The sequence below is a fragment of the Flavobacterium frigidarium DSM 17623 genome, assembly GCF_000425505.1.
Lineage (GTDB): Bacteria > Bacteroidota > Bacteroidia > Flavobacteriales > Flavobacteriaceae > Flavobacterium > Flavobacterium frigidarium.
Genome location: NZ_KE384392.1, coordinates 303,918 through 317,850 on the forward strand (window position 1 = coordinate 303,918; position 13,933 = coordinate 317,850).

At 33.7% G+C, this 13,933-nt stretch carries 12 protein-coding genes; 9 read left to right on the forward strand and 3 right to left on the reverse strand.

Annotated features, from left to right (window positions below; translation table 11 throughout):
* Positions 1 to 127: 127 nt before the first annotated feature.
* The 5 genes from H603_RS0114165 to H603_RS0114195 all read left to right on the forward strand — a co-directional run bounded on the left by H603_RS0114165 (position 128) and on the right by H603_RS0114195 (position 4,656).
* Positions 128 to 1,054 carry a mechanosensitive ion channel family protein gene (locus H603_RS0114165; RefSeq protein WP_026709232.1) on the forward strand — a complete coding sequence of 309 codons (927 nt, stop codon included), beginning with the start codon at positions 128 to 130 and terminating at the stop codon, positions 1,052 to 1,054.
* A 237-nt stretch (positions 1,055 to 1,291) separates the two neighbouring features.
* Positions 1,292 to 1,810: a DUF2141 domain-containing protein gene (locus tag H603_RS0114175; protein WP_026709233.1), complete on the forward strand. Its 519-nt coding sequence runs from the start codon at positions 1,292 to 1,294 to the stop codon at positions 1,808 to 1,810.
* Positions 1,811 to 1,970: 160 nt separating this feature from the next.
* The gene (locus H603_RS0114180; RefSeq protein WP_026709234.1) at positions 1,971 to 2,516 is read left to right on the forward strand and encodes an AI-2E family transporter; all 546 of its coding nucleotides are present in this window, start codon (positions 1,971 to 1,973) and stop codon (positions 2,514 to 2,516) included.
* A gap of 709 nt (positions 2,517 to 3,225) precedes the next feature.
* On the forward strand, positions 3,226 to 3,582 hold the full coding sequence (locus H603_RS0114190; protein WP_026709235.1) for a hypothetical protein: 357 nt from the start codon (positions 3,226 to 3,228) through the stop codon (positions 3,580 to 3,582).
* 252 nt (positions 3,583 to 3,834) lie between these two features.
* Positions 3,835 to 4,656, forward strand: a complete 822-nt coding sequence (locus H603_RS0114195) for an SDR family oxidoreductase (RefSeq protein ID WP_026709236.1) — start codon at positions 3,835 to 3,837, stop codon at positions 4,654 to 4,656.
* Between the two features lie 125 nt (positions 4,657 to 4,781).
* Here the strand turns inward: H603_RS0114195 and H603_RS0114200 are convergent, their stop codons facing one another.
* Positions 4,782 to 5,228 carry a DUF1810 domain-containing protein gene (locus H603_RS0114200; protein WP_026709237.1) on the reverse strand — a complete coding sequence of 149 codons (447 nt, stop codon included), beginning with the start codon at positions 5,226 to 5,228 and terminating at the stop codon, positions 4,782 to 4,784.
* Positions 5,229 to 5,660: 432 nt separating this feature from the next.
* Positions 5,661 to 7,373 carry an FAD/NAD(P)-binding protein gene (locus tag H603_RS0114205; protein ID WP_035676101.1) on the reverse strand — a complete coding sequence of 571 codons (1,713 nt, stop codon included), beginning with the start codon at positions 7,371 to 7,373 and terminating at the stop codon, positions 5,661 to 5,663.
* A gap of 518 nt (positions 7,374 to 7,891) precedes the next feature.
* On the opposite strand from H603_RS0114205, the gene H603_RS0114210 reads away from it, so the two are divergent.
* Entirely contained in the window at positions 7,892 to 8,068 is a 177-nt protein-coding gene (locus H603_RS0114210) for a histone H1 (RefSeq protein ID WP_026709239.1), read from the forward strand.
* 80 nt (positions 8,069 to 8,148) lie between these two features.
* Here the strand turns inward: H603_RS0114210 and H603_RS0114215 are convergent, their stop codons facing one another.
* A complete protein-coding gene (locus H603_RS0114215; protein WP_026709240.1) occupies positions 8,149 to 8,916 on the reverse strand; it encodes an XRE family transcriptional regulator in 768 nt (255 codons plus the stop codon).
* 86 nt (positions 8,917 to 9,002) lie between these two features.
* Here H603_RS0114215 and dinB point away from each other — a divergent pair, with 86 nt between their 5' ends.
* The 3 genes from dinB to H603_RS0114230 are packed head-to-tail and all read left to right on the forward strand — an operon-like array spanning position 9,003 to position 13,888.
* A complete protein-coding gene (gene dinB, locus H603_RS0114220) occupies positions 9,003 to 10,187 on the forward strand; it encodes a DNA polymerase IV (RefSeq protein ID WP_026709241.1) in 1,185 nt (394 codons plus the stop codon).
* A gap of 15 nt (positions 10,188 to 10,202) precedes the next feature.
* The gene (locus tag H603_RS0114225) at positions 10,203 to 13,253 is read left to right on the forward strand and encodes a DNA polymerase III subunit alpha (protein ID WP_026709242.1); all 3,051 of its coding nucleotides are present in this window, start codon (positions 10,203 to 10,205) and stop codon (positions 13,251 to 13,253) included.
* 20 nt (positions 13,254 to 13,273) lie between these two features.
* On the forward strand, positions 13,274 to 13,888 hold the full coding sequence (locus tag H603_RS0114230) for an alpha-ketoglutarate-dependent dioxygenase AlkB family protein (RefSeq protein ID WP_026709243.1): 615 nt from the start codon (positions 13,274 to 13,276) through the stop codon (positions 13,886 to 13,888).
* Positions 13,889 to 13,933: the final 45 nt, after the last annotated feature.

Sequence of the window (13,933 nt, forward strand, 5' to 3'; positions counted from 1 at the left end):
TAATCGCCTTACAGTGTTTTAGCAGATTCTGGAGTAGTAATTGTGAACAGAAGCAAAGGAATGATTGGTTTGGCTCTAATTCATAAAGGAGCTGCCTATTAAATAAAAGCAATTTTATAATAGCACAATGACACAAGACATACAAGAGCAAGTAGCAGAACCAGTACAAACGGTAGTACAAAAGTTAGAAAATTGGCTTGACACCTTTATCAACATGCTGCCTAATATGGCAGTGACCTTATTATTATTGGTCATCTTTTTGGTGCTTGCCAAGCTTGGAAGTAAATTGTTTAAAAAATTTTTCTACAAAGCATCAAATAACGAAGCACTAGAACATTTATTTTCCACTGTATTTTATGTCGCAATACTCAGCATTGGGCTTTTTATTATGCTTGGCGTTCTTGGATTGGATAAAGCTTTAACATCAATATTAGCAGGAATTGGTGTAATAGGTTTGGCATTGGGTTTTGCTTTTCAAGATATCGCTGCCAATTTTGTTTCGGGTATTATCTTGGCCTTTAATAGACCTTTTAAAATAGGAGAAATCATAGAAATAAATGATATAATGGGTCAAGTAACCCGAACTGGCTTGCGCGATACAGCTATTGCGACTTTTCAGGGCCAAGAGGTTTATATTCCAAATAAAGACTTTTTACAGCATGCCTTTTACAATTTTTCTGTGTTAGAAAAAAGGCGGATTGATATAACCGTTGGAGTTTCCTATGCCGATGATCTCGATAAAGTTGAAGATCTTATATTGAGTACAGTAAAAAACTTGGACGGAGTGATAGATAAAGATTTGATGGTTTTTGACTATGCTGAATTTGACTCTAGTTCTATCAACTTTAATATTCGATTTTGGATAAAATATCCGGGAGAACCTAGCTATTTCACGATGAAAAGCAAAGCCATAAAAGCGATTAAAAAAGCATTTGACGAACAAGATATTACTATTCCTTTTCCTATTAGAACATTGGACTTTGGAATTAAAGGCGGGCAAAAACTCTCGCAAATGAAATTGAATATGAATGGAGCAACGAAGGAAGTAGAATAAGGTCCAGTTTTTTAAAACCCCAATTGGGAAGGCGGTTTATCAGATTCATTTAAATCTTTAATTTAAAAAATACAGTTTTGAAAAAAGATGGATGTTGCCCAATGCAAAGCACTTCAGTGATAACAAAACGATGGTTATAATTGGATTTAAAAACCAAAAATTAGATCAAATATATCCTATCGAAGATAGAATCAATTCCTAATTATTATCATGTAATTTTCTAAATAATATACTAAAATGGTAAATAAAATTCTCAATAAGTTTTCTTTTCAAAATACTAAACAGCTTCAGTTGCTCAGCTTTCCATTAAAATTTTCCCGACTGATTTTTTTGTTAGCAATTGGTTTAATGTTGATACCAACAAGCGGTTTTGCTCAGGCGGAATGCCCTTCCATTAATGTAAAAATCCAAAATATAAATAATAATACAGGGGTTGTAGCCTGTGCCATTTTTGAATCCGAGGAGGGTTTTCCTAACAAATTCATGAAATTTGCATCCAAGATCATGTTAACCCAAATTAGTGGTAAAAATGCGAGTTTTGAGTTTTCAGATATTAAACCCGGAACATACGCTATTGTCGTAATCCATGATGAAAACCGCAACGGCGAACTTGACACTAATATGTTTGGGATACCAACAGAAGGCCATGGTTTTTCCAGTGGTGCAGAGGTTACAATGAGTGCTCCTTCATTTTCTGATGCTGTATTTACATACGATGGAGGACATCTGCAAATGTCTATTTCTCTTAACTATTAAATTTTAAAATTCGTTTGTGTTTATCAGAAGTTTAAAGAAAGTGATAAAGTAAAAGATAAAACGGTATCTGAGGTTAAAGGAAAATAGAATAAATCCGGATCTAAGTAATACCGTTTCTTATTCGAGAAAAATATGGATTGCAGCAGCAATTCTATCTTGGATGATAATTATGTTAGTTCTGATTAAATTAATTTTTAGCATTCTTCTCCTTGTTTTGGCTGGCGTGTTAATCTCAACCTATTTTCATGGATGTGCTAATATTACTCATAAAAAATTACATCATTCAAAAAAATGGAGTATCGGGATTTCCATTGTTATAAATATTTTATTAATTATTGCTTTTTTTTGTTTAGTAGGAGCACGATTGCAACAACAAGCTGCTGAGTTATCTGATACTCTTCTAAAAACAATTGTGCATCTAAAATCCCAAATGGAGCAAAGGCCTTTAGGAAATAAAATTTTAAATTTCCTTGAAAATTCGGGAAATTCACAGATAAACGCGTCACTCGTAAAAAACTTTTTTTCCTCGGGATTTGGAATTGTAAACGACCTGTATATCATCGTGCTTCTTGCCGCTTTTTTTATTGCAAGCCCTTCTATTTATAGAAATGGATTTATTAAACTGTTACCAACAAGCGCCAAAGATATGGGTGGAGAAATTCTGGTCAACCTTAATAAAGACTTTAAAAAATGGCTACAAGGCTAAATTTTTGGTTTCTTTTTTATAGTAACGCATACAGCTTTAGGTTTATGGATTATAGGATTACTACTCATACTAACTTTAGCCTTAATAGCCGGCTTATCCAACTTTATTCCCAAACTCAGACTTGTTGCAGCCATTCCCGCAATACTTCTTGGTCTCACCGTAGGGACTTCCGTAGCTGTGTTTGTTGCTTGCCTTTATGTACTGATTCTAATAGTACAAAGTGCCGTAAAACAGCCACTTATTCAAAAGAGGATGTTAAGTATTCCACTTGCACTCATTATTTTTGGTCAGGTGATTATGAGTTTAATCGCAGGTTTCTAGGGCGTGGAACTGGCGACACCTCTAGTAGTTATTACAATAACCTTAGTAAATAAATTATATATTGAGAGAAAGGCTTCTCAGATAAAATAATTGAGAATGGATGCAAGTGTATTTTTTTACAGTTTTATTTCTGAAATATTATAGATTATTTAAAATGGTAGGAGAATCTAAAATTGTAATTTACATCGCTTTATGCGCTAACGTTGGGATAGATTTATTGCTACTGCTTTTACGGAAAGTTCGTCCATGCTTTTTGAAGGTATGTATAGGACGGTTGGCTCAATAAACTAACTATAGCTTCTTTTAGGAATTCATAAAAGCTAAAAAAAACCGGATGATGCACATCCTTTCGGCTATGGGAAATAGGAAAATATAAAACACCTCCATTATGACAATACAAGATTTAGTAGGCGAATACCTTATTGAAGGTAGCAATCAAGACAGTAGTGATGTTCCAACTTACAAAGGAAAACTCACCCTTTCTCTTGATGAAAATAATCGAATTGTAGCACATTGGAATATTGGTCACGGCCAAGAGCAAAATGGAAGCGGATTTTTCAAGGATAATATTTTAGTTATCAATTTCAATTATTTAGTTGATGATTTAATTTTTAAAGGCGTCGCAGTGTATCGTTGCATTACTAAAGATATTTTAGATGGTTTTTGGTCAGAAAAACATGGAAACCCACTTTACTTGGGTACAGAACAAGCACTACGAATTAATTCACAAGAAGTTTTGAATTAAATAGTTTTACTTTATAAGCAAGAGACTATTGATAAGGATTTAAAAAAAAGTGTAGCTATATAAAATCCTATACTAGCTCTATAACAAAATCACCTATTAATTGTATATTACATAAATCACTTTTTTCAATACTAAAAATAAATCTATTATGCTACTTGTATAATATTGTAACTATTGTAAAAAGTAGCATAACCCATTCACCACCTGAGAACTCTAATTTTACAGTATTAAATAATTTATAATACAAGTAACATGAAGAAGCAAACAATATTTATCACAGGAGCTGGATCAGGATTAGGAAAAGGAACAGCAATAGGATTAGCACAACAAGGACACAATGTAATTGCTGCAGTGCATACATGGGAACAAATGTCTCGATTTAAAGAAGAATTAGCAGACACCGATTATAAAAAACAAATTGAATTAATAAAAATAGATATTCTAGATCCTATTGATCGTAAAAGAGCATGGGAATACGATGTAGATATTTTAGTTAACAACGCCGGAAGAGCCGAAACTGGACCTATGGCAGAGATTCCAGTAAACTACCTTAGAGAGGTGATGGAGGTTAACACCTTTGGAACACTTGAATTCTCGCAGCCATTTATTAAAAAAATGGTGAAAAAGAAAAAAGGAAAAGTTATTTTTCTATCGTCAATTGCAGGGCTAGTGACTAATCCGTTTTTAGGAGCTTACAATGCATCTAAGCATGCACTTGAAGCTGTAGTGCAATGTTTGCGTGATGAGTTACAACCTTTTGGAGTGACTGTCGCTACAATTAATCCAGGACCGTTTGAAACTGGCTTCAACGATCGCGCCTATGATTCGTACAAACAATGGTTTGACGAAGACGTGAATTTTACTCCTAAAAAAGATATCGAAAAAGCAGCGGAACAAATGGGTAAAATGCAATTGGATCCACAAATTATGATTGACAAAATGGTCGAAATCATACCGCAAGAGAAACATAACTTTAGAACCATACACACTGAGGAATTTGTAGCAATGTGCAAGGAATACCAAGAGCGTCAATATAAAATTCAAACAAATGAAGTTGACGAATCAAAAAAATAAAATTATTAAATTTACACTTTGTAATTAGTTGAAATAAAAATAGCCATCTCATTTGAGATGGCTATTTTTATTAAAGTATTTTTATTTTATAAACCTGGTTTAGAATTAGTTGCAAATACAAGCTATTATACTGCTATTGCAAGTTTTGTATGTATTAAACTTGCCGTTTTTGCATCGATACAACCAAAAAAGAAGGTGTCAATTACTTCTTGAAAAATAGGGTTTGCATTTTCAGTTTGACTAAATAACGTCATTGATGATAGTAATTTCATCGCACCTAAATCTCCTAAAATACCTTCGGCTGATTTATTCTTATATTCTAATAATAAGCGCGTAGCTTCGATTAAATTTCTTGAAAGTATTGGGTGCTGCATGTAACGATTTGCTTCGTCTAAATCTTTGATTCCGTAATAATCAGATAGATTACTTTTTCCTAAACCTCTATATTGTGGAAAAACAAACCACATCCAATGTGTTTCTTTTTTCCCTCTTTTTAACTCTGATATTGCAGTAGTATATAATTTATTTTGTGCTTCTAAAAAACGTTGTAATTCAATGTTTGAATAAGACATGATGCTATATTTTAATCTAATTAATTTTATTGGCTGTACTTAATTGTATTTATTGCCGGGGCAAATTTAAATGAGATTGCAGCAAAATTTCTTACAGTATTTTGGCGTAAGCTTATAACTTTTTAGTTTTATTATTTTTATCGAATGTACCACCGATAGTGACATTCCGAAGAAAAAGTATAAAAAAACAGTACAATAAAAAGGAAACCCAAATCTAGCTTACTGACAATTAAACAATTAGATTTTAAAAAATTTTCTCATTCGAAAAAAAATAGATTTATTTTAAAGCATACCTTCCTAGTTTTAAAAGCTCCTATTATGTAACAAAAAAAAGCCACAGATCAAACCCTTTAGGATCCAATTAATCTGTGGCTGAATATTTTTTGAAATTAGAATGAAAAACACTAAAAACTTTCTTTCTAAAACGGAGAACTATGCTTGTGTAAAAATAGCATTTACTATACGTTGCGAGGTAGCTTCACAAAAATCTAAGCCAGAATAATCTGGATTGAACCCACCTATATAAGGAACTGCCATAATGTAAATATTTTCATTGAAAGCCCCATAATGATCTAATATTTGAAAATGATCATTAATACTTATTCCAGAAACATTCAGGTAATAATTCCCCACTTCACCTGACTCCACAAAACTATTCCCGGCATTTATTGCCTCTAAAGCGATCGCTTCTGATTGGTATCTCAATTTTGCTGGGCTAACTGCTTTTTGCTTTTTTAAACTCTCAAACGGAAAATCTTCATATGATAAATGAGGCTGTCCTACACAATCAATAAATGTTTTATAGTACACCGATTGCAATTTTTTATTGTCATCCATAAATTTATAGATAATCCCTCCTTTTTCTTGTGGAATCACTTCACTATCAAAACCAACACCTTCAATTGATAAAATACCAGCGTGATACAAAGCCATTAATTCGACACATGAGGTTTGAGGAACAAAAGCAATCACAATTGAAATTAAAGGCATTAACACTTTTTGCAAACGTTGCATATCTTCTGCCGAAAAATATTTTGCAGGATGATTCATGGCAAAACTTAATACCGCTAACATCTCTTTCCAGTAAATAGATTGGTGTCTTTTTATTGATTTTTCGGCTTCGGTATATTCTGCTTTGAGTAATAAAAACGGATCTAGTGTGAGACGTAATTCCATCATTTCGTCCACAAATTCTTCAATAGTTAAATCTTTGATTTTAGCATGAAACTCGGGATCTTTGTCTCTAAAAATGTCTTTAAAATCTTTTTGGAACAAATAATCTAAAGATAGAAAACCACCATTTCCTTTTTTATGTAAGTTAATTTCATCTTCAGTCAATAAAGAGTCATTTGATAAATGAGAATCTTCTAAGTGAAATCTAACAGCAGGTAGCAATCCACCTCTAGAGTGCATCACCATTTTTAGCTCACTACTTTCTTCATTCAAAGTGTAGGTGAGATTTCCGTTTTCCTCTTTATAAAAAGTTCCATTCTCTCTAGCAAGTGTTCGTATGGCATCTACAGCGGTTAGTGAAGCACCTCTAATTGCAACCGCATGATTCAATTTCAGCGCTACTTTTGTAGGTGGATAAGGCGAATCAAAACAGCCCTCAAATTTCCCTTCAAAACGAGAAGGCCAAGAGTGACCTGTGCAAATCACCACATCGTCAAATCTTATTTTTTCATTTGATGTAGATACCCAAACCGCTTTATTTTCTTGATCATAATCAATATCGATCACCGGACTTTCGTAGCGAACGTGCGTTTCAATGCCTAATTTTGTGGCAATATCTCGTAGTAAATCAAATTGAGCCGTCAGATAATAGCCAAAAAGCAATCGAGGCAACACTTTATACTCATTAAAATTAACAATATCGATATTAAATCTTTCAAGCAATTCTTGTGGCACTGTTTGCAGCCATTCCCCTATTGATGTGACTAATTCTGGCGTTTCATTATCAGAAATATTAGTCACATGTTCGTCATTTGCACCTTCTGTACTATATGGCATTCCAGACCCTAAAATAGCTTTCTTTTCAAAAATTTCTACTTCAAAATTTGTTTCTCCTGTTTCTAATAATCTTTTATAAAGAAATAGTCCGCTAGGGCCCCCTCCTACTATCGCAATGCGTCTTTTAGCTCTCATCAATTGTTGAAATATGTTAGTTGCTTTTTTTACTTTTATCTAAATAATAATTCTCTGAATTATAAATGATTAAAAGAGATAATTTGAATTATTGATTTGGTATAATTGCCGTTTTTTTTCGAATAAAAAAATAGCAATATTCAATAAATTAATCCTACTATGTCACTATAAAATGTTAGTCAAGCAACATTTAAAAACAAATCATTTTATGTCTTTTTATACACTATAAAAGTAATCGAACACTACTATTTGTATTTATGAGATTTGGCTATAATTTTATAAAATTTAAGAGAAGTAAAACCTTAATACTATTAAAAAATAGTTATTTTCAAGAACAGCTTTGATATGATTTTATTTTTTTAATTCGAAGGGTCAAAAAATACTTAAATGCTATTTTTAGCAACTTTTTTTAAGGGAAGTTCAATATAAATTATAATATTAATTCATTTTTAACATAATATTGCTAGGCTATCTATTGCAAAATTCTATTTTTGCTATTCAATTATAATATTAAAAATATGAAAGAGTTAGTAGCAAAAATTAATGCTGAATTTGAAACATTTACTGCAGAAACAGAATCTCTAATCGAAAAAGGAGTTAAAGCTGCTGGAGCAAGAGCACGTAAATCAACTTTAGAAATGGAAAAAATGCTAAAGGAATTTAGAAAACTTTCTATTGAGGAGTCTAAAAAATAATTCCTTTTATTAAAAAGTCCTTAGTGAAAGCTAAGGACTTTTTTTTTGTGCTTTAAATAGCAAATTTTGAGTAAATATCATTAGGCTAATTTTTCTTTTACTTCCCTCACCTCTCTTCTTAGATCCATCAAAACGTCTTTTAAACTCTCTGGAGTAAGATCATCTGGCGTAAATTCTTCTGTCGCGAGACTACAAGCAAATTCCCAAATCTCCAATATTTCTGAAGCTTTTACTTCGTATGATTTGTAATACGTATTGTCAGAGTGAAGCACTAAGGCATTTTTACCATTCTTGTTGAGCCTTTTATAAACAATACCTTCGTTTTTTGTAAGCAGGATATATGTTTTGCCATCTCTTACTTCGCCCAAGCTTTCTACATAACGGCCTACAATGTAAAACCCGCTTTTATGAGGAGGCATTGAGTCACCATCGACAGGGAAAGCTCTAAATTTTCCGTTGCGCAACCATGGTAATGATATTTGTTGTAAATTCTCAATAAACTCAGGATCTGAATAACCCGAAAGATATCCTGCACGAGCTTTATGCGGAATGATTTCGATAAAATTATCTCCATCTTTATTTACTGTTATGGGCAATAAAATACGATTATCTTCTAGTTTCAATAACTCATCGATAGGTACTTTTCGAACATCTACAGATAGTAACAAATCGATGCTAATGTGATAATATTGCGCTATCTTTTTTAAAATATCATAAGGCGCCTCTGAGGTTCCGTCTTCATATTTCACATAGCGTCCGCGAGTTATAGCCAATGATTCTGCTAATTTCTCTTGCGAAATTTTCCTTTTAATCCTTAGATTTCTAATGTTGTCAGAAAATATAGACATGATCTTTTTGTTATAATTTGTAACAACAAATGTAACTCTTTTTGTTACAATCCGTACTAATTTTGCTTTTTATAAATCAAAAAATAATGAGCAGAGCAATCGTACATATGGATTTAGACACTTTTTTTGTCTCTTGCGAACGCTTAATAAATTCGCAATTAGAAGGAATTCCTTTGATTATAGGCGGTGGAGACCGTGGCGTAGTGGCATCTTGTTCTTATGAAGCTAGGCGTTTTGGTGTGCGCTCTGCCATGCCTATCGCAATGGCTTTAAAACTGTGTCCGCAAGCAAAAATTGTAAAAGGTGATATGGAGCGTTATTCACAATTATCACATGATGTCACAGAAGTTATCAATGAAAAAGCGCCTATCGTAGAAAAAGCAAGTATTGACGAATTCTATCTTGATATCACGGGAATGGATCGTTTTCATGGCGCTTATAAATGGACAAATGAACTAGCGGAACGCGTGGTTAAAGAAACCGGTTTACCTATAAGTTTTGCACTATCTATTAATAAAACGGTTTCTAAAATAGCCACTGGAGAAGGGAAACCCATGGGAAACCTTGAAATATCCGAGGATCAAGTTCGTCCCTTTTTGAATCCGTTGTCGATTCAAAAAATTCCCATGGTAGGCGATGTTACTTTTCAACTATTGTCACGTATTGGGATTAGAAAAATACAAACTTTAGCCGAAATGCCTGCTGAAGTATTACACAGGATGATTGGAAAAAATGGATTGGAGATTTGGAAAAAAGCCAATGGCGTTGACAATCAAGCGGTAGAACCTTATACCGAAAGAAAATCAATTACTACAGAGCATACTTTCTCTGAAGATACAATTAATATGGCGCAATTAAAATCAGTGCTTTCTGGTATGGTAGAAAAATTAGCTTTTCAGCTTCGTTCAGAGCAATGGCTTACATCGACAGTGGTTGTTAAAATACGCTACGCCAATTTTGATACAGAAACCAAACAAAGTAAAATCGCTTATACCTCTGCTGATCATCAGCTTCACGATAAGGTGATGGAGCTATTTGAAAAACTATATCAAAGACGCATGCGGTTGCGCTTAGTGGGAATCCGTTTTAGTGGTTTGGTACATGGAACTTACCAAATAAATCTTTTTGAGGATACTCAAGAAATGCTTTCGCTTTATACTGCTATGGATTATTTAAAAGGCAGGTATGGCTTTGACGCAGTTATGCGATGTGCTGGTGCAGCGCTAAAACCAAATACTAAAAACGAAATATTAAATAGAAAACACAATTAAAATTTAAAGCATACAATGTATTTAAACTGTCACTCTTATCATTCTTTACGATACGGCACTATTCCGCTTGACGATCTCATTAATCACGGAATCAAGGCGGGAGTAACAGCCATGGCATTAACTGATATTAATACGGTTACTGGAATTTATGATTTTATTAGTGCATGTAAAAAAGTGAATATAAAACCCCTCGTAGGGATCGAATTTAGATCAGGAAATGATTTGAGATACATTGGTCTAGCTAAAAACAAAGAAGGACTTGCTGCAATGAATCGGTTTTTAACGGCACATAATTTCAGTGGTGAACCATTGCCTATTGTTGCGCCTCAATGGGAAGGCGTAATTATACTGTATACATTTGAAAGTGCGCCTGAAGTATTAAGTGAAAATGAATATATTGGTGTGAGACCCGAAGAAGTAAATAAATTATATTCGAAAGAATGGAACGCCAAGTTATCTAAGATGGTTGTGTTGCAACCAGTGACTTTTCGAACAAAAACCGAATTCAATTTGCATAAAATATTGAGAGCAATTGATACTAACACCGTACTTTCAAAACTCACCGAAAAGGATTATGCAAAAAGTACTGAGGTAATGATCACTATGGAAACATTGTTACATGCCTATCAAAATTATCCTGAAATAATTGTAAATACGCAATCAATTATCAAGCAATGTAATTTTGAATTTGACTTTTCGGTTCCAAAAAATAAAAAGCACTATACTAAATCTAAAAAGAATGACATTGCTTTGCTTACACGATTGGCAAAAATAGGTCTTAAATGGCGTTATGGAGAAAACAATCAAGAAGCCATAGACCGCATAGAAAAAGAGCTAAAAGTGATTGACCAACTCGATTTTAGCGGATACTTCTTAATCAACTTTGACATTGTGAGGTACAGTAATAGTCAAGGTTTTTTACACATAGGTCGTGGTAGTGGTGCCAACAGTATTATTGCTTACTGCTTGGGAATTACTGCAATTTGTCCTCTTGAACTCGATTTGTATTTTGAACGTTTTCTAAATTTAAACCGAAAAAGTCCTCCTGATTTTGATATCGACTGGAGTTGGAAAGAACGAGATATTATTCTAGAATATATTTTTAGACGTTATGGCAAAGAGCACGTCGCTTTTTGTGGCACAAATGTGGAATTTAAATACCGTTCAATCTTTAGAGAAGTGGGAAAGGTTTTTGGTTTACCCAAAGAAGAACTAGATGTGCTAGCCAAGAATCCAACCAAGTTGCAACCCAACAACACTATCGTAAAATTAGTACAAAAATATGGAAAATTACTCGAAAAATACCCCAACCAACGCAGCATGCATTCTTGCGGAATTTTAATTTCTGAAGAACCAATTACTAATTATACGCCTTTAGAAATGCCTCCAAAAGGCTTTCCTATTGTGCTTTTTGACATGCATATTGCCGAATCTATAGGTTTTGAAAAATTTGATATTTTAAGCCAACGAGGAATTGGACATATCGATGAAAGTGTGAAGCTTATTGCTAAGAATAAAGGAATTCATGTTGACATTAGAAACACCAATTTATCAAAAAACGAAGCAGTGGCAAATGCCGCACTTTCACAAGGAAACACAATAGGTTGTTTTTATATCGAAAGTCCCGCTATGAGGGGATTATTGCGACGATTAAAATGCAGTGATTACAAAACTCTTGTAGCTGCTTCTTCTATAATACGTCCCGGCGTAGCACAATCAGGAATGATGAAGGAATACATTTACCGCCACAATCACCCTGATAAATTTGAATACTTTCATTCCGTTTTTAAAGAACAATTAGGAGAGACCTATGGCATCATGGTGTATCAAGAAGATGTGATAAAAATTGCTTTGCATTATGGTGGCCTTCCCGCTGCAGATGGAGATATCCTGCGACGTGCCATGAGCGGAAAAGGACGCTCACTAGATGCTCTTAAAAAAGTAAAAGACAACTTCTTTGCTTGTTGTGCCATCAAAGGGCATCCTCTTGCTCTTAGCGAAGAAATTTACCGGCAGATAGAATCTTTTGCTGGATATTCTTTTTGCAAAGCGCATTCGGCTTCTTACGCCGTTGAGAGTTATCAAAGTTTGTATTTAAAAGTGTATTATCCTATCGAATTCATGGTCGCTGTAATTAATAATCAAGGTGGTTTTTATCGAACAGAGGTTTATGTTCATGAAGCACGCATGGCTGGAGCAACCGTGAATAATCCTTGTGTGAACAACAGTGAATACACTACTACAGTGTGTGGCAAAGAAGTCTATTTAGGTTTTCAGCATTTACTAGGAATAAATACGGCTGTAGCATTAAATATTGTCTCTGAACGAGAAAATAATGGACCGTATCAATCACTAGATGATTTTATAAACCGAATTCCCATTGGACTTGAAAACATTAAAATATTAATTTTTATTGGTGCCTTTAAGTTTACCAATAAAACAAAAAACCAACTCCTAATTTTAGCTAGTTTGCGGTACAACTCGCCTATACCTTCTACTAATTTACTTTTATTGCAAGAACCTACAAAGGAATTTGTGTTGCCTAAATTAGATCACGATCCACTGGAAGATGCTTTTGACGAAATCGAGTTACTAAGTTTTCCGGTTTCCTACACTCCTTTTGAATTGTTGCAAACAAAGTTTAGAGGTGATGTCATGGCAAAACAAATGATACACCACCATAAAAAACAAGTGCGTCTACTCGCCTATTTAATTTCGAGAAAACAAGTACCTACAAAAAGAGGGACTATGTATTTTGGGACTTGGATTGATGTAGAAGGAACTTATTTTGACACCACACATTTTCCCGATAATTTATTGCAGTATCCCTTTGAGGGCGGTGGTTGTTACTTATTATTAGGGACGGTAGAGGTAGATTATCACTTTCCCACGATTACTATAAGTAAAATGGCTCGAATGCCTTTTGTTCCTGATCCAAGATATTCTGATGCTAAAGACCATCAATTTACTACCCAAAAAAGTATTAAGGAAGATGTGAGCAGCACACAACGGAAACCATATCCTCAGGCACATGAAATCAATATTCCAAGGTATAAAATGCAGTAACCAACATTAATTTTTAATTTATGACACTTTTCAACGATACCGATATTTTTACTCAGGGTACAGCTGGTAAAATTATTTATGATTTGCCTGATGGAGAACTCATGCTAATTGATCAATTTATTGCAAAACCTGAAGCTGATTTATATTATGAAAATTTATTAAACCAAACAAAATGGAGACACTATGAAATGGAATTGTACAATAAAAAATGTGTAGCTCCTAGAATGATTGCTTGGTATCAAGATAATAAAAATGCTACTTGGCCAGCCGAATTAATGAAGATAAGAACCCAAGTTGAAAAGGAAGTTCAAGATCGTTTTAACGCCGTTCTATTAAATTTATATCGAGACGGAAACGATAGTGTTGCTTGGCATAGCGACAAAGAAAATAATACCGGGCAAAATCCAACGATAGCTTCGATTACCTTTGGGGAAACCCGTATTTTTAAACTACGTCACAAATTCAATAAAGAATTAGCCGTAATCGAAATTCCGTTGCACCACGGTTCGTTTTTACTAATGTCTGGAACAACAAATACTTTTTGGCAACACCAAGTTCCTAAAACGGCAAAGCAAATATTACCTCGAATTAATTTGACCTTTCGGCAAGTGTATCAGGATGTAGACTTTTTATAAATTAATAATTGTTAAACATTTAAAACTAATTTATTAAACTAATTA